22 protein-coding genes and 3 tRNA genes are annotated in these 18,595 nt (G+C 41.0%); 8 read left to right on the top strand and 17 right to left on the bottom strand.

Features of this window, described 5'->3' with window-relative positions; genetic code table 11:
• Positions 1-17: 17 nt before the first annotated feature.
• From tsaD to tsaB, 4 genes are read right to left on the bottom strand one after another with little or no spacing between them, the layout of a single operon-like run.
• Positions 18-1,055 (bottom strand): tRNA (adenosine(37)-N6)-threonylcarbamoyltransferase complex transferase subunit TsaD, encoded by a 1,038-nt coding sequence (gene tsaD / locus FFM57_RS00965; RefSeq protein ID WP_137598648.1) that lies wholly within the window; start codon positions 1,053-1,055, stop codon positions 18-20.
• Positions 1,048-1,518, bottom strand: a complete 471-nt coding sequence (gene rimI, locus FFM57_RS00960) for a ribosomal protein S18-alanine N-acetyltransferase (protein WP_137598647.1) — start codon at positions 1,516-1,518, stop codon at positions 1,048-1,050. Before rimI (FFM57_RS00960) ends, tsaD begins: the two co-directional genes overlap by 8 nt.
• Positions 1,512-2,072: a ribosomal protein S18-alanine N-acetyltransferase gene (gene rimI, locus FFM57_RS00955; RefSeq protein ID WP_137598646.1), complete on the bottom strand. Its 561-nt coding sequence runs from the start codon at positions 2,070-2,072 to the stop codon at positions 1,512-1,514. Before rimI (FFM57_RS00955) ends, rimI (FFM57_RS00960) begins: the two co-directional genes overlap by 7 nt.
• A complete protein-coding gene (tsaB, locus tag FFM57_RS00950) occupies positions 2,047-2,763 on the bottom strand; it encodes a tRNA (adenosine(37)-N6)-threonylcarbamoyltransferase complex dimerization subunit type 1 TsaB (RefSeq protein WP_137598645.1) in 717 nt (238 codons plus the stop codon). The genes rimI (FFM57_RS00955) and tsaB overlap by 26 nt, the downstream gene beginning before the upstream one ends.
• A gap of 162 nt (positions 2,764-2,925) precedes the next feature.
• Between tsaB and FFM57_RS00945 the strand changes: the two genes are divergently transcribed.
• The 3 genes from FFM57_RS00945 to FFM57_RS09790 are packed head-to-tail and all read left to right on the top strand — an operon-like array spanning position 2,926 to position 5,028.
• The gene (locus FFM57_RS00945) at positions 2,926-3,330 is read left to right on the top strand and encodes a ribbon-helix-helix domain-containing protein (RefSeq protein ID WP_137598644.1); all 405 of its coding nucleotides are present in this window, start codon (positions 2,926-2,928) and stop codon (positions 3,328-3,330) included.
• A gap of 25 nt (positions 3,331-3,355) precedes the next feature.
• Complete coding sequence (locus FFM57_RS00940; RefSeq protein ID WP_170999833.1) at positions 3,356-4,849, top strand: ABC transporter ATP-binding protein; 1,494 nt, start codon at positions 3,356-3,358, stop codon at positions 4,847-4,849.
• Between the two features lie 8 nt (positions 4,850-4,857).
• A complete protein-coding gene (locus FFM57_RS09790) occupies positions 4,858-5,028 on the top strand; it encodes a hypothetical protein (RefSeq protein ID WP_170999832.1) in 171 nt (56 codons plus the stop codon).
• Between the two features lie 72 nt (positions 5,029-5,100).
• On the opposite strand, the gene nagA is transcribed toward FFM57_RS09790, so the two are convergent.
• Both nagA and FFM57_RS00930 read right to left on the bottom strand, forming a co-directional pair.
• Positions 5,101-6,249 (bottom strand): N-acetylglucosamine-6-phosphate deacetylase, encoded by a 1,149-nt coding sequence (nagA, locus tag FFM57_RS00935; protein WP_137598642.1) that lies wholly within the window; start codon positions 6,247-6,249, stop codon positions 5,101-5,103.
• Positions 6,250-6,437: 188 nt separating this feature from the next.
• Positions 6,438-7,655 carry a pyridoxal phosphate-dependent aminotransferase gene (locus tag FFM57_RS00930; protein WP_137598641.1) on the bottom strand — a complete coding sequence of 406 codons (1,218 nt, stop codon included), beginning with the start codon at positions 7,653-7,655 and terminating at the stop codon, positions 6,438-6,440.
• 105 nt (positions 7,656-7,760) lie between these two features.
• Between FFM57_RS00930 and FFM57_RS00925 the strand changes: the two genes are divergently transcribed.
• The gene (locus FFM57_RS00925) at positions 7,761-8,750 is read left to right on the top strand and encodes a GIY-YIG nuclease family protein (protein WP_137598640.1); all 990 of its coding nucleotides are present in this window, start codon (positions 7,761-7,763) and stop codon (positions 8,748-8,750) included.
• Positions 8,751-8,814: 64 nt separating this feature from the next.
• On the opposite strand, the gene FFM57_RS00920 is transcribed toward FFM57_RS00925, so the two are convergent.
• The 4 genes from FFM57_RS00920 to FFM57_RS00905 form a co-directional block, all read right to left on the bottom strand.
• Positions 8,815-8,898, bottom strand: a tRNA-Leu gene (locus FFM57_RS00920).
• A gap of 67 nt (positions 8,899-8,965) precedes the next feature.
• Positions 8,966-9,400: a peptide-methionine (R)-S-oxide reductase MsrB gene (msrB, locus tag FFM57_RS00915; protein WP_137598639.1), complete on the bottom strand. Its 435-nt coding sequence runs from the start codon at positions 9,398-9,400 to the stop codon at positions 8,966-8,968.
• A gap of 113 nt (positions 9,401-9,513) precedes the next feature.
• Positions 9,514-9,586 (bottom strand) — tRNA-Gln (locus FFM57_RS00910).
• 54 nt (positions 9,587-9,640) lie between these two features.
• On the bottom strand, positions 9,641-10,168 hold the full coding sequence (locus FFM57_RS00905) for a GNAT family N-acetyltransferase (protein WP_170999831.1): 528 nt from the start codon (positions 10,166-10,168) through the stop codon (positions 9,641-9,643).
• Between the two features lie 103 nt (positions 10,169-10,271).
• Here FFM57_RS00905 and FFM57_RS00900 point away from each other — a divergent pair.
• Positions 10,272-10,354: transfer RNA gene (locus tag FFM57_RS00900), tRNA-Leu, on the top strand.
• Between the two features lie 30 nt (positions 10,355-10,384).
• Here the strand turns inward: FFM57_RS00900 and FFM57_RS00895 are convergent.
• The 7 genes from FFM57_RS00895 to FFM57_RS00865 all read right to left on the bottom strand — a co-directional run bounded on the left by FFM57_RS00895 (position 10,385) and on the right by FFM57_RS00865 (position 16,336).
• Positions 10,385-10,930, bottom strand: a complete 546-nt coding sequence (locus tag FFM57_RS00895) for a GNAT family N-acetyltransferase (protein ID WP_170999830.1) — start codon at positions 10,928-10,930, stop codon at positions 10,385-10,387.
• Positions 10,927-11,382, bottom strand: coding sequence for a SprT family protein (locus tag FFM57_RS00890; protein WP_137598636.1), 456 nt, complete (start codon positions 11,380-11,382; stop codon positions 10,927-10,929). Before FFM57_RS00890 ends, FFM57_RS00895 begins: the two co-directional genes overlap by 4 nt.
• On the bottom strand, positions 11,375-13,546 hold the full coding sequence (locus tag FFM57_RS00885; RefSeq protein WP_137598635.1) for a Tex family protein: 2,172 nt from the start codon (positions 13,544-13,546) through the stop codon (positions 11,375-11,377). Before FFM57_RS00885 ends, FFM57_RS00890 begins: the two co-directional genes overlap by 8 nt.
• Before the next feature lie 24 nt (positions 13,547-13,570).
• Positions 13,571-14,302: a metallophosphoesterase family protein gene (locus tag FFM57_RS00880; protein ID WP_137598634.1), complete on the bottom strand. Its 732-nt coding sequence runs from the start codon at positions 14,300-14,302 to the stop codon at positions 13,571-13,573.
• Between the two features lie 126 nt (positions 14,303-14,428).
• Positions 14,429-14,851 (bottom strand): hypothetical protein, encoded by a 423-nt coding sequence (locus tag FFM57_RS00875; protein ID WP_137598633.1) that lies wholly within the window; start codon positions 14,849-14,851, stop codon positions 14,429-14,431.
• Between the two features lie 34 nt (positions 14,852-14,885).
• Entirely contained in the window at positions 14,886-15,530 is a 645-nt protein-coding gene (locus tag FFM57_RS00870; RefSeq protein ID WP_137598632.1) for a bifunctional 4-hydroxy-2-oxoglutarate aldolase/2-dehydro-3-deoxy-phosphogluconate aldolase, read from the bottom strand.
• A 236-nt stretch (positions 15,531-15,766) separates the two neighbouring features.
• Positions 15,767-16,336: a TetR/AcrR family transcriptional regulator gene (locus FFM57_RS00865; protein ID WP_137598631.1), complete on the bottom strand. Its 570-nt coding sequence runs from the start codon at positions 16,334-16,336 to the stop codon at positions 15,767-15,769.
• 267 nt (positions 16,337-16,603) lie between these two features.
• Between FFM57_RS00865 and FFM57_RS00860 the strand changes: the two genes are divergently transcribed.
• The 3 genes from FFM57_RS00860 to FFM57_RS00850 all read left to right on the top strand — a co-directional run bounded on the left by FFM57_RS00860 (position 16,604) and on the right by FFM57_RS00850 (position 18,560).
• Positions 16,604-17,350 carry a threonine/serine exporter family protein gene (locus tag FFM57_RS00860; protein WP_137598630.1) on the top strand — a complete coding sequence of 249 codons (747 nt, stop codon included), beginning with the start codon at positions 16,604-16,606 and terminating at the stop codon, positions 17,348-17,350.
• Positions 17,351-17,365: 15 nt separating this feature from the next.
• Entirely contained in the window at positions 17,366-17,803 is a 438-nt protein-coding gene (locus FFM57_RS00855) for a threonine/serine exporter family protein (protein ID WP_137598629.1), read from the top strand.
• Positions 17,804-17,960: 157 nt separating this feature from the next.
• Positions 17,961-18,560 (top strand): TVP38/TMEM64 family protein, encoded by a 600-nt coding sequence (locus FFM57_RS00850; RefSeq protein WP_137598628.1) that lies wholly within the window; start codon positions 17,961-17,963, stop codon positions 18,558-18,560.
• Positions 18,561-18,595 lie beyond the last annotated feature (35 nt).

Genomic DNA, 18,595 nt, shown 5'->3' with positions numbered 1-18,595 from the left:
ACAGTTTCGTCACTTTTTTATTCAGCTCTTTCGGGAAAACTTAAGCTCGGTTTCGCATTTAACTCGCCATGTGCAAAATGACCAAGACGCGCTTCAATAAAAGCACTGGCCCCAATCATGGCTGCATTGTCCCCGCATAAAGCAATTGGCGGCACAATGAGCTCTATTTCTAACTGTCGTTTGGCAATAGCTGCTTTTAAAGCGCTTCTTAAGCCGTGATTAGCGGCCACGCCACCGGCGACAACTAACTGCTTCACTTGTAGTTCTTCAGCACAGCGTAATGTTTTTTCCACTAGGACCTCCACGACACTCGCTTGAAAACTAGCCGCTAGGTCATTGGCCGCTAAAGTTTCGCCCCGTTGTTCCGCATTGTGGACGGTATTAATAAAAGACGACTTCAAGCCGGAAAAACTAAAATCGTAATTGTCTTCTTTCAGCATCGCCCGCGGAAAATGAAAAGTATCCTGTCCTTGTTGAGCCATTTCATCAATAATTTTACCAGAAGGATAGTTCACACCTAAGACGCGGCCGATTTTGTCATAGGCTTCACCTGCGGCATCATCACGGGTTTGCCCAATAATTTCATAGCTGCCGGCTTCTTTCATGTAAACTAGCTCGGTGTGACCGCCGCTAACTAAAAGCGCCAATAATGGATAATGTAACTCAGCAACAAAATTAGCCGCGGCAATATGGCCCGTCATATGGTTGACAGGAATTAAAGGCAAGGCGTGAGCCCAAGCAAAAGTTTTTGCAGCCGTAATGCCAATAAGTAAGGCGCCCACTAAACCGGGTCCATAGGTTACCGCCACTGCATCCAAGTCTTCCACCGTCACTTGCGCTTTGGCCAGCGCTTCTTCAAAGCACAGTAAAATTTGTTCCACATGGTGGCGCGAGGCGACTTCCGGTACCACTCCACCAAAACGTTGATGACTTTTAATTTGCGAAGCCACCACGTTACTTAAAATTTTAAAATCATCCGTTACGATGGCGACACTCGTTTCATCGCAACTAGATTCCACCGCTAAAATTAATTTATATTCTCGTTGGTTATTCATTTTCCGCTTCCTTTAACTCTTTTACATAAATCCACGCGTTTTCTGTTGGATTTTGATAATAATTTTTTCGTTGACTAATCTTTATAAAACCATTTTTTTCATATAATCTTTGGGCTCCTTGATTTCCCTGACGCACTTCTAGAAAAACTTTAGCTACACCATGAGCTTTAAGAGTCGTAAAAAAAAGCGCCAATAAGCCGCCACCAAGACCGCGTTGACGCATGGTTGGACACACGGCAATATGCAAGAGCTCCCCTTCATCTAACACGTAACTTCCCTGTAAAGCACCTACTGGCACACCTTGATTTTCCACATAACAAAAAACTTGGGCGCCACTTTGTACATTATGTAAAAATTCTGAGTAACTCCAACCAAAAGACGAAAAATTATCGACAAAAAGCTGGTAAACCGCGCTTAATTTATTCGCAGCTGTTTTCTCAGAAAGAATTTGATACGTTACCAAGAAAGATCCTCCATTTTCACAATCATGTCCACTGCATCTTCATTGTTTTCAGTATAATAATTTTTTTTAATATTACAAGAAACAAAACCGAATCGCCGATATAAGCGCTGCGCGTCTAAATTAGAGATGCGCACCTCTAAGGTAATTTGCTGCGACTTATTTTCTTTAGCATACTGAAAAATGTCCCGCAACATAAAACTACCGATGCCTTGTCCTTGAAAGTGTGGATGCACGGCAATATTCGTCACGTGACAATCTTCGGCGTGGAGCCTAGCACCAACAAAACCGACAATTTCTCCGCCCCGTTCTAACAAGACATAGCGATGCGGCGCTAGATTTTTCAGTTCCACTACAAAAGCGGTCTTACTCCAAGGTAGCTCCCCTGCATAAACTTCTTTTTCCAGTGCCAATAACCCGCGAATATCACTTAACGCAATCTCGCGAAAAATAAATCGTTGTCCAGCTAATGTTACCTCTTGATAAAATGGCGCCGTAAAGCCGAAAAATTTTTTTAGGCTTTCAATTAAGTTAAATTTTTTCCACGTAAGTTTCATTCTGTACTCCTGGATGGGTCAGTTGCCACTTTTCTTCCGCTTCCACTAATTTTAAATATTCGGGAACAAAATTCAATAAATCCGTTACCGGCTGGCTAGCCTGCTCCATCATCGCCATGCTCACCATATCGGGTTGATCTAGCTGAGGAAAACGATTAACAAAAAAATCTGCTGCTAAAATTTCTGCCGCAAACTTAGTTGTTTCCCCCACAAAGACCACAGCAGTGTCTTTGACTTTGAGTTCCTTTAACCAAGTTGTTAAAGCCACATGGCGGTCTGGTGCAACCTGCAACAGTTCATCCCCACTCCAACGATAAAGGCCCGTATACACATTTTGACGACGGGCGTCAATAATGGGAGCAATTAAAACATTATCATCTTTGTAACTAGCCGCAATGCTTTTTAAAGAAGACACCCCGACTAATTCTTTTTTGAGCGTCCAAGCTAAGGTTTTAGCTAGCGTTACGCCAATCCGTAAGCCGGTATAAGAGCCTGGCCCTTGACTCACGACAATGCGGTCGAGTTCTTTAGGCGTAAGTTTTAAACTAGCCAATAAATTTTCAATGGCTGGTAACAACGTCACGCTGTGATTTTTTTGTCCATTTAAAAGGACGCTTCCTAAAACATTTTTATTTTCAACTACCGCGATACTCAAGGTGTCACTAGCAGTATCTAAGGCTAAGACTTTCATCGCCATCGCTCCTTTGCCCTCATATTCTACCACACGCAAGAAAAACTCTAAAGCAGTCTTCTTTATTTGCCTAAAATGCTTGCTTTCCTGTCAAAAAAGTTCTAATATACCATCTATACAGATGGTATATAGATGTTAAAAATAATAAGGAGCTGACTTACCATGGTTAAAAAAGCAGAAACAGAAAAAATCACCATCAACTTAAATCCAATTACTTTAGGCTACATTGATTTATTAGTGGAAAATGGCCGCTACAGCAATCGCACCGAATTCATTAAAGATGCTATCGAAAAAAATTTAAGTCTCAATCAAAAAATTATTGAGAGTAACACCCCTGAAGCGACTCAAGGTCTGGGGTATTTTACCACCATTGGCGTTCACAAAATCGATAATGAAATGATTCAAGAAAAACTACAGCGGGGAGAAAAAATTCACGTCTGGACACTAGGGATGCTGGTGGTCAAAAAAGACGTTGCCCCACAAGACTTCATTAACGTGGTAGAGCAAATTAAAGTCTATGGCGTCTTTAAAGGACCTGCAGAAATCAAAAAATACTACAACCTATAAAAATATAGTCAGGAGACGACTAAGTATGCAGGTAAATTTTAAACTTCTACACTTCAATAAAGCAATAATCAGTGGACTATTTTTCAGCATCTTAACGAGCTTAGTTACCATTTTACTGCCTCTTTCTTTGAAAACACTGATTGACGGGTCGATGAACCTCACTAGTATCCTCACTATCGTCGGACTATTTTTTTTACAAATGATTTTTGCACTGCTGGCCCAATTTTTAATCGCCGTGGCTGGCGAAAAACAAGTCACTACTTTAAGAAAACAGCTGCATCAACGCCTGTTAACAAATCCCATTTCTTTTTTCGATAATGAAAAAAGTGGCGAATTAGCCAGTCATGTGCTGCATGATTCAGATGTGCTGCGTAGTTTCTTAACCCACTATTTTCCAGAATTTGTCACTGGGCTCATTACCCTTACTGGTTCATTAATCGTTTTATTTCTCCTGGATTGGCGGCTAGCTTTATTTATGACTGTCTTGCTGCCTTTACTGATGATTTTGATTACCCCCTTAAGTAGAATCAGTGGAAAGTTTGCCCAAAAAATTCAAAATCTGTTAGGGGATCTCACCAGTATTGTTAGTGAAAATTTCCAACAAATACGTTTGATTAAAAGTACTTGTGCTGAAGAACAAGTGCAGAAGCGCTTTGATCAAAAAATTAATTTGCTTTATCGCACATCGCAAAAAAACGCTTTTGTTGAAGCCTTTACTACGCCATTGGCGATGATGATGCTTTTCGGGATGGTGGTTATTATTTTTGCTTATGGTGGGGTTCGCGTCGCTGAAGGTAGTTTAACTGTTGGCACTTTGATTTCTTTTTTGATTTATTTGTTTCAGCTCCTAAATCCCGTCAGCAATATTGCTAGTTTTTTTTCTGGGAAAGCCAAAGCAGAGGGCGCTTTAAATTATTTAAAAGAACTAACTGCCGTTACCCCCGAAAATCCAACCGGAGATAAGGCCTCCTCTGGTGAGCTAGCCTTGAGTCATCTTAGCTTTTCTTATGACCAAGAAATAATTCTCGATGACATCTCCATGACCTTTCCCCAAGGTAAAAAAATTGCTTTAGTGGGACCAAGCGGCGCCGGAAAATCGACAATCGTTCATCTACTGGAACGTTTTTATCCTTTAAGCACAGGGACTCTAACGTTGAATAAAAAAGACAGCAGGTTGATTGCTTTAAAAGATTGGCGTGAAAAATTTGCTCTTGTTTCTCAAGATAATCAATTATTAGCTGGAACCATTGCTGAGAATTTACAATTAGGCTTGCCGGTCCCTGCCAGTGACGATCAACTTTTTGCCGCCTTAAAAGTGGCTTACCTCGAAAAAGAAGTGAAAGCTTTACCAGACGGGCTGCAAACAATCATCGGCGAAAATGGCGTAAAACTTTCTGGTGGACAAAAACAGCGGCTCCAACTGGCCCGCGCTTATTTACGCAAACCTGAATTTTTAATTTTAGATGAAGCCACCGCCAATTTAGATAGTGACTCTGAACAATACATTCAAAAAGTTTAGCTAGTGTGATGGTGGGAAAAACCACGATTGCCATTGCCCATCGTTTAGCCACGATTATCGATGCCGATATCATTTATTTTCTTGAAAATCACCACGTTACTGGACAAGGTACCCACCAAGAACTTTTGTCCACCCATCCCAGTTATGCACGTTTTGTCAAAGAACAGTTTTTAGATTAATTCGCTTTTATCCCCAACACAAAAGGTCCAGCACATGATTCATCATCATGTACCGGACCTTTTTAAAACTTTTTATTTTTCAAAACGTTTTACACCATCTAAATAAGTAGCGGCTAATTCCATATCAGGATCTAAAACGATAAAGTCAGCAGCACGTCCTGGTGCAATAAAGCCACACTTGTCGTCAATCTTACAGCTGACAGCTGGCACTTCACTGGCCATCATAATGGCTTCTTGCGGTGTCGCGATACCCCAATCTACCACATTTTTAATCGCTTCTTTAAGTTTCAAAATACTTCCAGCTAGATTGCCTTCTTTCAGGCGTGCCGTACCGTTAGCCACCACCACGGGAAATTCTCCCAAGATGTAATCACCATCAGGCATCCCGCCGGCCATCATACAGTCAGTAATTAAGGCAACGTGATCGCGACCGCGAACGTCCATATAAGCTTCAGCAGCAGTAGGATGAACGTGGTGACCATCACAAATCAGTTCACCAAAAACATTTTTCAAAGTCATCGCTGCCCCCACCATCGCTGGTTCCCGATGATTTAAGGCCCGCATGCCATTATAAACGTGAACAAAGACGCTGGCGCCAGCATCCACGACGGCACTGGCTTGTTCTAAAGTAGCATCGCTGTGGCCTAAAGAAACAACAACCCCTTCTGAGGTAACTTGTTTAACAAATTCAGCAGCGCCTTTGCGCTCCGGTGCTAAAGCAATTTTTTTAATTAAACCACCAGCAGCTTCTTGCCATTCATGAAAGACCTCAATACTTGGATCAGAGAAGTAGCTAGGGTTTTGCGCACCTTTATGTTCTTCCGTAAAGAAAGGACCTTCAAAATAAATGCCTTGAATTTTCGCCCCTTGTGCTTCTTGATAATGGTCACCAATGGTTTGCGCAACATCTTTTAAACGTTCTCTAGAAGAAGTTAAAGTCGTCGGCAAGAAACTCGTCACCCCACAACTTAAAAGCGCATCAGACATCACTTTAATGCCTTCAAAATCATTGTCCATGACATCGTGATTTTTATAGCCATGAATGTGGGTATCTACTAAACCCGGAGCAATCCATTGCCCACCGTAATCCACCACTTCAGCATCTTTTTCTGGCAATTCCTTAAAGTAAGAACCAAATTTGCCGTCTACTAATTCTAAGTAGCCAGGACCTTTCACACTATTTCTCATGAAAAATTTTGCTGCTTTAACAAATGTCCGCATCTTTTTTCCTTCTTTCTGCTTTTGTCTTTACGATACCGCTTTTTCTAAAAAAAATCAAGATTGGTGTATACCATTTATTCTTTGCTACTTTTATTATACGGCTTCTCACAAACTTTAAGAAATAATTGCATCTCAAAAAAAGCAAAACAGCGCTAGCAATTTGCGCCAGCACTGTTCTTTTTTTAAAATTATTTTTGCCGATAGGTAGCTAAAAATTCCCGCATGCTACTCATGGTGAGTTTCAAATCTTCCATCTGTGGTAAGTATACTAAACGGAAGTGATCGGGTTCATGCCAATTAAAGCCACCACCATGCACCAATAAAACGTGATACTTATGCAAAAAGTCCAGCACAAATTGTTCATCGTTTTTAATATTGAACTTTTTCACGTCAAGTTTCGGGAAGATATAAAAAGCGGCTTTGGGTTTCACAGCAGTAATCCCCGGAATATCATTTAACGCGTTGTAAATAAATTCCCGTTGCTCATAGATGCGTCCGCCAGGTAAAAGTAACTCGTCAATACTTTGATAGCCACCAAGCGCTGTTTGAATAATTTGTTGGCTCAAAACATTAGAACATAAACGCATGGAGCTTAACATGTTTAGTCCTTCAATGTAGCCTTGCACATTACTCTTGTCACCACTTAAGACCATCCAGCCACAACGGAAACCCGCTACGCGATGGGATTTAGATAAACCATTTAAGGTCACCACGAATAAATCAGGAGCCAAAGTCGCAATAGGAATATGCGTTAAGCCATCCATCACCAGCCGATCATAAATTTCATCGGAGTAAATAATTAATTGGTGCTCCCGCGCAATTTCCACGATTTGCTCTAAAATTTCTTTCGGGTAAAGGGCGCCGGTGGGATTGTTAGGATTAATAATGACGATTGCTTTTGTACGGGGGGTCACTTTCTTTTTCATATCCTCAATGTCGGGATACCATTCTGCTTGCTCATCACAAATATAATGAACCGGTGTGCCACCAGCAAGGGAGACGGAGGCTGTCCACAAGGGATAGTCTGGTGTCGGGATTAAAACTTCATCACCGTGGTCTAAGAGACCTTGCATACACATGGTAATCAACTCGCTGACCCCATTACCCGTATAAATATCATTAATCGTCACGTTAGGAAAATTTTTCGTTTGACAATATTGTTCAATCGCCTTGCGAGCCGAAAAAATCCCTTTAGAAGTTGAATATCCTTCAGAAGAACGGACATTCATAATCAAGTCCCGCACCACTTCATTAGGTGCGTCAAAGCCAAAAGGTGCCGGATTACCCGTATTTAATTTTAAAATACGAATGCCTTCATCTTCCATCCGTTCAGCTTCTTCTAAAACCGGTCCCCGCACATCGTAACTGACGTGTTCCAGTTTGCTTGATTTTTCAAATTTTCTCATGCTTGCCATCTCCAGTTTAGGATTGATTTTTTCTCTACGTTAGCTTATGTTTAAAAAAAATGCAACTTTCATTGCAGAAATTTCAGATAAATTTAAGGAGCAGTTATGGCTAATTTATTACGTGCCGCCCGCGCTTTACCACCAGTTCCTGGTGTTTATTTGATGAAGGATGCTTACGGAAACATCTTGTACGTAGGCAAAGCCAAGTCTTTACCCCAACGCATCAGTAGTTATTTCGTTAAAAATCCGCAGCATTCTGGGAAAATTCAACAACTAGTCCAACGCATTGACCACTTTGACGTTTTAACTGTTGAAAGTGAGTTTGACGCTTTATGGTTAGAATGCCAAAAAATCCATCAATATCGACCACCCTACAACCAATTAATGAATCATTTTGAAGAGTACAGCTACTTTCATTTTGCCAATAATCAATTTAAAATTGTCGACAGTTGGCAAGACAGCGGCTTAACCTTGGGACCTTTTTACAAAAAAAGCAAAATGCAAGACTTTTTAGCCGTGGTCCAGTCCGTCTATCGCTTGCAAGGCCCACTACAATACGCCGCAGGAATTATCACACCTTACACAAAAGAAACGACAGCATTAGAACGCAAAGCTGAGTATCAAGCTCGGTTAGCGGAAATCCTGGACCTTCTAAGCGGGGAAAACCAACTGCTCTTGCAACGCATTGATGATAAAGTCGCTTTCTTTGCCACCCGAAATGCATACGAACAAGCGCAAGTCTGGTGGGAAAAAAGAGAAATCGCTCAACGCTTTTTGCGCCGCAATAAACAAATCTTAGCTACCCAACAAGACCAATATTTTATCGGCATACTTCCTTTAGACCGCGGAACAAAATATTATTTATACTACAAAGGAGAAATTTTAGCCAGCACTACTTATCTGCGTCAAGTTCCTCTGCCCCAAGCAGTCAAAAAACTCATGGGGAAAGTCACACAAAAACAATTGCTTGCCGTTAAAGAAAAACTGCGCCTCACCAAGATGGATGTCGATCGTTTTCCCATTTTCTTTAATTATTTACAACGCCATGGAGAAGTTGTGGCGTGGCCGACAGAAAAAGCAGTTTCTACAAAGTAAGTGGCTTCTTTAAAAGAAAAGCAAAAAAAAGACCCTGAAGAAAATTTCTTCAGGGTCTAGTTAATGCGGAAGATGGGAGTCGAACCCACACGGGATATTATCCCACATCGACCTCAACGATGCGCGTCTGCCATTCCGCCACTTCCGCTTAATACAAGTATCAGTTTAGAAAAAAAACTGGTCTTTGTCAATAAAAAAATGACGGAAAAGGATAACTATTGCACTAAGTCGATAAATTCACCATAACCAGCTGCCTTCATTGCTGCAAGCGGAACGAAGCGTAACGCAGCAGAGTTGATACAATAACGCAAACCACCAGCATCTTGCGGCCCATCAGAGAAAACATGACCTAAATGGGAATCCGCCGTTTTACTGCGGACTTCTACCCGGTGCATCCCGTGAGAAAAGTCTGCCTTTTCTTTAATATTTTTACGCGTCAGGGGTTTAGTAAAAGAAGGCCAGCCGCAACCGGCATCGTACTTATCACTGGAAATAAAAAGTGGTTCACCACTAACGACATCAACGTAAATTCCTTTTTCATAAAAATCGTCATATTGTCCTGTAAAAGGAGCCTCAGTGGCATTTTCCTGCGTCACAGCATACGCCATAGGATTAAGTTCATTCTTCAAGTTTTCTTTGTCTTTCAACATAAGCACGTCCTTTCTATCCTCATTATACAAGGTAGCAAGCGCTAGGCCATGAAGTTTGCCTGATACAAAAAAACCAATGTCGAAAACTCGCCCACTGGTTTTTACTATTTTTACTGGGATAGCAGGGTTCGAACCCGCACTAACCAGAATCAGAATCTGGCGCCTTACCAATTTGGCTATATCCCAATGACAATCCTTCATTAATTTAAAACTTTCTTTACGGATTGTCAAATGAAACTGCTAATACTCCCAGTAAAAATATAAATCTCCCTTACCCTTTTGACTCGTCCAAAAGTAGTCGCGATTATTAAAGCCTCCTAATTGAAAATCGGCGTGCAGATAAAATTGGCAAGCACGGGGATTATTATCTTGGGCAATAGTACTCATGCCCCGATATCCTTGTTCTTGGCTAAACACTTTGGCTGCTTGCAAAAGTTGCCCGCCAAGGCCTTCGCCACGATGAGCAGCTACAACTTTCAGGTCACTTAAATAAAGATATTTGTTCCAACGATTTTCAAAAATTCCTAGTGCCACACACTTTTCTGCCTCATCATACAGCCCTAAAGCAAAACCAGCACCATCAATATCTTCCAATTGATAATTTTCTTCGGGAAAAGTTTCCGTGGTACTTTCCGTGCTGGCCACAAATTTTGTGGACCATTTGCCTTTGGTGAAGTCAACTTCCATTACACCTTGAGCGGTGAAAGGCTCATTAGGCAAGCGCAAATCCACTTCGTTATCCTTAGTAATCCGTTTAACATGATACATTTTTATCTTTCCCTCCATAGCGATCATTTTCTTTTTGACTTTTACCTGCGATAGCATTAAAATAATTTTTGTTACACAGCGAAATTTGGCTAGTGAAACATTTGCGGAAATGGCGGAATGGCAGACGCGCTAGCTTCAGGTGCTAGTGGTAGTAATACCGTGAGGGTTCAAATCCCTTTTTCCGCATTGCATAATTTTTACGTTTAAGAGTAGCTTTCAGCTACTCTTTTTTTGTTGCTCTTTTTCCCAATCTTCTTTTGTTAACTGAAAAAATTCAGCGGGGAAAAAGACGCCGGCTGAAAATAAATACTCTTCTACTACTTCTGCTAAAGTGAAGGCTGCACGCTGGGCTACTCTTTGACTAGCGATATTTTTCTGATCAGCAATAATTTCTAACTTGCTAAGTCCCAACTGTTGAAAAGCAATGGACAACACTTGACGCAAAGCTTGATGGACGTAGCCGTGCCCTTGGACAGAAGTCGCCAACCAATAGCCGAGACGGGCAGCTTTTTCTTCCCAGACAATTTCGTGCAAATCAATTTGCCCCACAGCAACACCCGCAACTTTAATCGTCCAAATAAAAAGCTCCCTTGTGGCCATTTTCTTTTCGGCATAGGCTAAAAACTCTTCTTCATCAGCTAGCGTTAACGTCGTTTGCGCCCAAAGCATAAAGGGCAGCAACTCTTTACGCGAGGCGGCAATTGCTGCAAAAAGTTCCACAGCGTCACTTTTAGTACTAGGGATCAATAATAAGTCTTTCACAACCATTCAACTCCTTTAAATTGCAACGGCTGGCGGCAACGGCCACAAACAAAGCGCGTCACGTCCACCTGACGCCGACGCTTCACTAGTCCACCACAAGCTTGACATTGATAAATAAAATATTTTTTAGGAGCCGCTTCCGGCAAGCTAGGAGCGTAGCGTAACCCGCCAACTTTAGCTAACAGCTCTTTAAACGCCGCATCGCGATGATTATGCGGCTGCCCTTGCAAATGCAAGTGATAGTGACACAACTCGTGTAAAATAATTTTTTCAAAAGTAGCCGCACCTAGACTTAGCATTTGCGGATTAAAATCCAAATGATGATCTGTTAAATGATAGCGCCCACCGGTGGTTTTCAGGCGCTGATTAAACACCGCTTGATGGCAAAAGGGGCGGTGAAAATCCCGTAAAGAGACTTCCTCCACCCATTGCTGTAATTCTTGATTAGTCATTTTTCTTAGGCGCAATCATGGTTAAAGAGATCCGACCGCGTTTTGAATCAACGGCTTCCACCCAAACCGTCACCACATCTCCTACGGCTACTACATCGGTGGGATGTTTCACGAAAGTTTTGGCAAGTTTAGACAAGTGTACTAAACCATCTTGTTTTACCCCGATGTCTACAAAGGCGCCAAAGTCCACAACGTTGCGGACGGTTCCTTCTAATTCCATCCCAGCAGCTAAGTCTTCTAATTTCAAAATATCTTTTTTCAAAAGCGGTTGCGGCAAATCATCACGAATGTCCCGCCCTGGTTTTTGCAACTGTTGGATAATATCTGCCAAGGTCGCTTCCCCGATGCTTAATTCTTCAGCCATCGCCGGAATATCCACCGCACTTAAAGCAGTATTCATCGCTGCAGTTCCTAAAGCTTTGGCTGGCAAGTTTAAATTGGTGAGCAAAGCTTCCGTAGCGCGATAACTTTCCGGGTGAATTCCCGTTTGGTCTAAAGGATTTTTGCCATTTAAAATGCGTAAGAAGCCCACTGCTTGTTCAAAGGCTTTCGGTCCTAAGCGAGGTACTTTTTTCAATTGCGCGCGACTAGTAAAGACCCCTGCTTCTTCCCGATACGTAATAATATTTTGAGCAATCGTCTTATTTAAACCTGCGACAAACTGCAACAGTTGCGCAGAAGCGGTATTTAAATTAACACCGACGCGGTTCACAGCCGTTTCTACTACAAAAGAAAGTTGCTCTTTCAAGTTCTTTTGCGACACGTCATGTTGGTATTGGCCAACCCCTACTGCTTGCGGGTCAATTTTCACGAGTTCGGCTAAAGGATCTTGGATGCGCCGCGCAATGGAGACAGCACTTCTTTGTTCCACTTGCAACTGAGGAAATTCATCCCGTGCTTCTTGGGAAGCAGAATAGACGGAGGCCCCGGCTTCAGACACAATCAGATAAAAAATTTCGGTGGGCATTTCTTTTAGGACACTGGCTACAAATTCTTCGGATTCCCGCGAGGCTGTGCCGTTCCCGATGGCAATCATCTCTACTTGATACTCTTTCAGTAATTGTTTAAATTGTCCAAAAGCGGCTTTACGCTTAGCTTCTGGCGCTGGTTTATGGGGATAAATCACGTCGACGCCTAAAAGTTTGCCCGTGGCATCCACAACGGCTAACTTACAACCTGTACGATAGGCAGGGTCAAAGCCCATGACTACTTTTCCTTTTAACGCTGGTTGTAGTAATAAATTTTTCAAGTTTTCCCCAAAGATTTTAATCGCTTGTTCTTCAGCCGCGTCGGTTAATTCTTTCCGCAATTCCCGTTCGATACTTGGTCCAATGAACCGTTTATATGCTTCGTTGATGGCGGTAAGTAAATACGCTGTTGCGGGACTTTGTCTGGTCATAATTTTTTCTTGCAAATATTGTAAAATTTCCCCTTCAGGCGCGATTAAATTAACTTTTAAGACGCCTTCTTTTTCACCACGGTTCGTGGCTAAAATACGGTGGGAAACCATTTTTGCTAGTGGCTCTTTAAATTCGTAGTAAAGTTGGTAGACGCCTTTTTCATCTAAGGCAGCGTCTTTTTCTTTGGTTTCATATAAACCTTTTGCACGCGTCAACTGCCGGATTTTTTGGCGATACTGCGCATTTTCAGCGTAACCTTCCGCCAAAATTTCTATGGCCCCAGCTAACGCCTCTTCCACTGTTGATACTTTTTCATTTAAAAATTCACTGGCGCGTTCTTCCACTGCTAACTTAGGGTCTTGGGCAGTCAAAAGAGCCGCTAAGGGTTCCAAACCATTTTCTTTAGCAATCGTTGCTTTAGTGCGGCGTTTTTGTTTAAAAGGCAAATACAAATCTTCTACTTGCGTTAACTGACTAGCCCCTTCAATCGCTTTTTGCAATGCTGGCGTTAACTTACCTTGTTCTGCGATATTTTTTAGAACATCTTCTTTGCGTTTTAACAGATTATCTAAATATTGTTTCCGTTCAGCAATTTTTAAGATAGCAACTTCGTCTAAGTACCCCGTAACTTCTTTACGGTAGCGGGCGATAAAAGGAATAGTATTGCCTTCTTGCAATAACCCTAATGCTCCATCAATACTTTTTTTAGAAAATTCCTGTAGCTCTTGATATAAAAGTTGTCGTGCTTGTTCTTCTGTCGTCAATTTTCATACTCCTTTGTTACGTTGTTATAAATCTGGTTGCCACGGTCCAGTGACATTATCCCACTGTTGATCTAAATAAATTTCGTGGGGGTGAAACAAAACACCATGTAAGGTGCCACCGTACACTGCGCCGCCATCAAGACCAATTTTATTATCCGATAACCACAAATCAGTGTTTTCATTGTCGCCATATAAAGACGGTGTGATGGTATGGCCAAAGACAATCTTTTTGCCCGTGCGATTCTTTCCTTCAAAAAAGGGTTGGCGAATCCAAATCATATCATGAGGTGAAGTTTCCCGCCAGTCAGCTAAAGCGAGGTTTAAGCCGGCATGAACAAAAATAAAATCTTCCCATTCATAATAATAAGGACGCGCTGCCAAAAATGGTTCCAATTCTGGATAGTGGGAACGCAAGAGCATCGCGATTTCTGTCGGCGAATATTCGGCTAAAACCCCAGGATGTAAAAAACTTTCTAAAGTTTCTTTCGCTCCATTACGGAGATAATTATCCATCCGCTCTTCTGGCGAATGTAAAAAGTTCCATAAGATATCTTCATGGTTGCCTCGTAAATAAATAGCACCGTAATTTTCCACTAGCTCTTTGGCTTTAAGAAAACATTTTTTTGGTTCCGGTCCGCGGTCCATTAAATCACCAATCAAGACGAGTTGCATGGTTTGCGGGTCAAATTTTTGCAAGGCTTGTAAAAATAAATCATACATGCCATGAACATCGCCAATCACATAAACTTGTTCCATGAGATCACCTCCGTGTGTTTCATTAACGTGCTTTATTATAGCGCATTTTTCCCCGCCTGAAAAATCATTAAAAAACGGCCTTTCAAAAGTCCATCGACTTTCAAAAGACCGCTTCTCAAAAAAATTTTAAAGTAAAGGTAAAAGATTGGCTAATAATTCTTCATAGATTGCTAACCAAGATTTTTTATATTCGTATTTCACAGCCATGCCTTTGTTAAATTCATTAAAGAGCTGGGCTAATTTTTCTTTGGTCGCCGCATCCACGTCTAAATCTGCAATTCTTGCTTGCAATACAGCGTTGGCTTGCAGACTGCGTAAAGTTTCCCATTGGTTATAAGTCATGGGCACCACGCCTTCTTCTTGGAAGCTAATGGTGAAAGTATCGACGGCAATCATTTTTTCGATTGCTGCAAAGTCCACGGCTTCGGTTAAACCAATTTCACTAATTTTTTCTGTTTCTAACACTTTAGCGGTAAAGCCGTCCCAACTTAAAGGTAAGTTAACTGCTTTATCTAATTTTTTATTGTAAAACACTAATTCTTTATTCATGAAATTAACCTTCTTCTTTTTAGTAGTAGAATGCTTAACCTTTAATTTCCTTAAACTTCGCCACATATTCTTTGGCTACTTCAGTAATTTTCGCAAAATCGCCAGTGGCTAAAGGTGCTAATAAGTTACCCCCAACACCAACGGTAATGACGCCGGCTTTGAACCATTCGTCCATGTTGTCTAAACTTACGCCACCTGTTGGCATAATGTTTAAGAATGGTAATGGTGCTTTGAAAGCTTTAATGATGCTTGGACCGTAAGCGGAACCTGGGAATAATTTGATGATATCCACGCCAGCTTTTAAAGCGGTCTTCATTTCCGTAATCGTCATGCAACCTGGTAAGTAAGGGATTTGATACAAGTTACACATTTCAGCGGTTTCTTGATCAAAAGTTGGGCTAACGATGAATTTAGCTCCGGCCATAATGGCTAAACGAGCGGTAACTGCATCTAAGACAGTCCCGGCACCAATGACAACTTCTGGACGGTCGGCATATTTGTCAGCTAATTCTTTAATGGCGACATCTGCTTGGGGTACAGTGAAAGTTAATTCGATACCGTACATCCCACCAGCCACGATGGCGTCAACTGCTTTGACTGCTTCTTCTTTGTCTTTACCACGAACAACGGCAATGACGCCGGCCGCTTCAATCGCTTGTAATAACTCTACTCTTTGCATCTAAAACATCCTTTCATGATGGACCACAAAAAATTTCCACATTTTTTGTGGTGACTTAATCAACATGAGGTAACGTTACCTTGTCCACCCCATGATAAAACTCCTCTCTTATCTTAAAACTTCCGCCTACTAAAAACAATCTAATTTTCCAAAAGTTCCCAGCTTTCTCATAAATAAAGGGGCAAAAAAAGAAAAGACTCCCTAACTAATGTTAACGAGTCTCCCGATTTTAAATTTTAGTTTACTTGAATCGGATGATCCAAAGCTTCAATCGCTTTATTGCCATCTTCTAAAAATTGGATAATTTCTTCATCACTAGGATGAATAATCCCCGCTGACATTAAAGAAGCAATCCCAGTTGCCGTAATCCAACTGCCTAAACGTAAAGAGTTTAATTTTTCATCATCAAAGTCGCGGTAATAGGCATCTTCTTGAATCTTTTTCGCAAAATATTTTTTGGAAAATTCTTCCATCCGATTGCCATCAGCAGCGCTATCTAAGTAAAGGGCAAAATAAAGTTTTTTCTCTCTTTTAGCAAAATGAATATAATTCAGACACATATCCACAATGATGTCTCCGGTGTGGCGCACTGGAAAGACCTCATCCCCAAGGTAATGGTAAATTTTTTCATAAACCGCGTCTTTTAAATCATCCATATTCTTAAACTCGAGATAAATTGGTTGTGTGGATGAACCAACTTTTGTGGCAACGTTGCGCGCTGTAAAGTGACCGAAACCTTCTGAGGCGACAAGTTTAAATGCTGCTTCCAAAATATCTTCGCGGGTTATGGTTTTACGTCTAGCCATAAACACCCTCCATTCATCTTTCTAATTGTACATTTCCGATTCTACCATGTTTTTTAATGAATGACAAAAATGTTGTCGTATTTTCTAGAAAAACTTTAGATTAAGCATTTAAAAGGCTACCATTTTTCGATAACAGTTGTATTATTTCATTTTTTTTGCTATATAATAAAGGCTAGTTTGGAAAAATTGACAAAAATATTTTATTTAACTTTTCCCTGTAAAATGCTACCATGAACTTACTTCAATAGATAAATAAAGGTGAACAAGATGGAAGATAAAGAATTAGTTTTAAAAACTTGCTTAAAGGCAGGTAAAATTATGACAGAGAGCGGCTCGGAAGTTTATCGCGTCGAAGATACCATGAGCCGTATCGCTCAAAATGCTGGCTATCCGCAATCGGTTAGTTACGTTACTGCCACTGGCCTTTTTATGGGACTTGGGGAAGAACCCATTACCCAGCTAGCTAATGTCATGAAACGTAGTATTGATTTAGAAAAAGTTGCCATCGTCAATCAGCTCTCCCGCCAATATCAACGCAAAGAGCTTAGTCTTGCCGAATTTTATGATGCCTTAAAAAATTTAGATAAATATAAAACTACCTACTCCTGGAGTTGGCAAATTTTTTCTGCTGCAGTTGTCTCTTGCACTCTCGTTTATTTATTCTTTACTAATCTGCAAGATATTTTGCCAGCCTTTTTAATCGGCGGGCTCGGTTATGGCGTAGATAAGGCGGCGAATAAATTTTTTGAGATTTCTTTTTTAAATGATTTTCTAGCTGCCTTTACGATTGGTGTCTTGGCCATTTGCTCTGTCCGCTTAGGTTTCGGCAACAATATCGATGCGATTATTATTGGAGCAGTGATGCCTTTAGTTCCCGGCGTTTCTATTACCAATTCTTTCCGCGACATCTTAGCGGGACATTTACTAGCGGGTACGGCGCGGATTATGGAGGCTTTCTTCACAGCTGGCGCTATTGGTATCGGGATTGCTATTAGTTTAAAATTATTTTTCTAGAAAGTAGGCAAAAAAATGTTTACAGCTCTGATTCATTTTATTTTAAGTGGTCTTTCCACGATTGCTTTTGGCGTGATTACTAATATTCCCAAAAAAACTTTGCTAGCAGCGGGCTTTACCGGTGCTTGTGGTTGGGTATGTTACTATTATACCCACACTATTTTTTCCAGTGATGCCTTTGGTAACTTTTTAGGGGCGTTACTCATTGGACTGTTGGCGATTTTTTTCTCTCGACGCTTAAAGTACCCCACCATTATTTTTAACATTCCCGCCTTAGTTCCTCTTGTACCCGGAGGACCAGCCTATCAAGCGGTACGTAGCTTAGTTCTGGATGACCAGAGTCAAACTTTTGGCTATGTGGTAAAAGTGATTGTCACAGCCGGCGCCATTGCAGCGGGTTTTATGCTTACCTCTCTTGCTGAAAAAAAATTATTACGTCATCGCGTCCGCTAAACTTAGCTTTTTCTTAAATTACAAATAATCCTCCTTAAAAAGATTGCTTTTGTCACATAAAGCTGTTACTTTTGATGAGAAAAAAATTGGACTTAAGTCTGATGTCTTTTTCCTACTGCTTTGATAGACTAACAGTAGCTTAAGAGAGGAGCCCAACATGACCCAAGTAATCTCTAGAAAAATTATCAATTTGATTTCGTTAGCTGGCTTGATTGCGACGATCTCCTTGACCATTTATTTTTACCACTTAGGTATCTTTAAAGATCTGACACAACTACAATTAACTTTAGGTAAAGCTACTATTTTTGCACCCGTAGTTTTTATTTTAATTCAAGTTTTGCAAGTAATCGTCCCTTTTATCCCTGGGAGCATTTCACTAGCCGCTGGTGTTATTATTTTTGGACCGTGGCAAGGATTTCTCTATAACTATATCGGCATCGTCCTAGGTTCCATGATTAACTTCCAACTAGCGCGTCATTACGGGAAACCTTTGATTCAATCTTTAATCTCTGAAAAAACCTACAAAAAATATATCGGCTACATTGACAATCAAAAACGTTTTGATAAATTTTTTGCGGCAGCTATCTTCTTTCCCATAGCACCTGATGATGCGTTATGTCTCATCGCTGGTTTAACGAAGATGTCCTTTAAACGTTTTAGTACGATTATCTTATTAGCAAAACCTTTGACGATTTCCATGTATAGTTACGGCTTAATCTACGGTGGTCAGTGGTTAGCACAACTGCTTCACCATTGATTTTCTAACTTTTTCCGTGTACCCTAAGACTGCAC

It is taken from the genome of Enterococcus nangangensis (genome assembly GCF_005405245.1).
In the GTDB taxonomy this organism is placed as follows: domain Bacteria; phylum Bacillota; class Bacilli; order Lactobacillales; family Enterococcaceae; genus Enterococcus_J; species Enterococcus_J nangangensis.
Note: the sequence above shows the minus strand (reverse complement) of the source record. Positions and strands in the feature narration are given on the sequence as shown.

What these genes read in the sequence shown, in the direction of transcription:
- tsaD (WP_137598648.1), bottom strand. Translation starts at nt 1,055, where the DNA reads ATGAATAACCAACGAGAATATAAATTAATTTTAGCGGTGGAATCTAGT.
- rimI (WP_137598646.1), bottom strand. Translation starts at nt 2,072, where the DNA reads ATGAAACTTACGTGGAAAAAATTTAACTTAATTGAAAGCCTAAAAAAA.
- tsaB (WP_137598645.1), bottom strand. Translation starts at nt 2,763, where the DNA reads ATGAAAGTCTTAGCCTTAGATACTGCTAGTGACACCTTGAGTATCGCG.
- FFM57_RS00945 (WP_137598644.1), top strand. Translation starts at nt 2,926, where the DNA reads ATGGTTAAAAAAGCAGAAACAGAAAAAATCACCATCAACTTAAATCCA.
- FFM57_RS00940 (WP_170999833.1), top strand. Translation starts at nt 3,356, where the DNA reads ATGCAGGTAAATTTTAAACTTCTACACTTCAATAAAGCAATAATCAGT.
- FFM57_RS09790 (WP_170999832.1), top strand. Translation starts at nt 4,858, where the DNA reads ATGGTGGGAAAAACCACGATTGCCATTGCCCATCGTTTAGCCACGATT.
- nagA (WP_137598642.1), bottom strand. Translation starts at nt 6,249, where the DNA reads ATGCGGACATTTGTTAAAGCAGCAAAATTTTTCATGAGAAATAGTGTG.
- FFM57_RS00930 (WP_137598641.1), bottom strand. Translation starts at nt 7,655, where the DNA reads ATGAGAAAATTTGAAAAATCAAGCAAACTGGAACACGTCAGTTACGAT.
- FFM57_RS00925 (WP_137598640.1), top strand. Translation starts at nt 7,761, where the DNA reads ATGGCTAATTTATTACGTGCCGCCCGCGCTTTACCACCAGTTCCTGGT.
- msrB (WP_137598639.1), bottom strand. Translation starts at nt 9,400, where the DNA reads ATGTTGAAAGACAAAGAAAACTTGAAGAATGAACTTAATCCTATGGCG.
- FFM57_RS00905 (WP_170999831.1), bottom strand. Translation starts at nt 10,168, where the DNA reads ATGTATCATGTTAAACGGATTACTAAGGATAACGAAGTGGATTTGCGC.
- FFM57_RS00890 (WP_137598636.1), bottom strand. Translation starts at nt 11,382, where the DNA reads ATGACTAATCAAGAATTACAGCAATGGGTGGAGGAAGTCTCTTTACGG.
- FFM57_RS00880 (WP_137598634.1), bottom strand. Translation starts at nt 14,302, where the DNA reads ATGGAACAAGTTTATGTGATTGGCGATGTTCATGGCATGTATGATTTA.
- FFM57_RS00875 (WP_137598633.1), bottom strand. Translation starts at nt 14,851, where the DNA reads ATGAATAAAGAATTAGTGTTTTACAATAAAAAATTAGATAAAGCAGTT.
- FFM57_RS00870 (WP_137598632.1), bottom strand. Translation starts at nt 15,530, where the DNA reads ATGCAAAGAGTAGAGTTATTACAAGCGATTGAAGCGGCCGGCGTCATT.
- FFM57_RS00865 (WP_137598631.1), bottom strand. Translation starts at nt 16,336, where the DNA reads ATGGCTAGACGTAAAACCATAACCCGCGAAGATATTTTGGAAGCAGCA.
- FFM57_RS00860 (WP_137598630.1), top strand. Translation starts at nt 16,604, where the DNA reads ATGGAAGATAAAGAATTAGTTTTAAAAACTTGCTTAAAGGCAGGTAAA.
- FFM57_RS00855 (WP_137598629.1), top strand. Translation starts at nt 17,366, where the DNA reads ATGTTTACAGCTCTGATTCATTTTATTTTAAGTGGTCTTTCCACGATT.
- FFM57_RS00850 (WP_137598628.1), top strand. Translation starts at nt 17,961, where the DNA reads ATGACCCAAGTAATCTCTAGAAAAATTATCAATTTGATTTCGTTAGCT.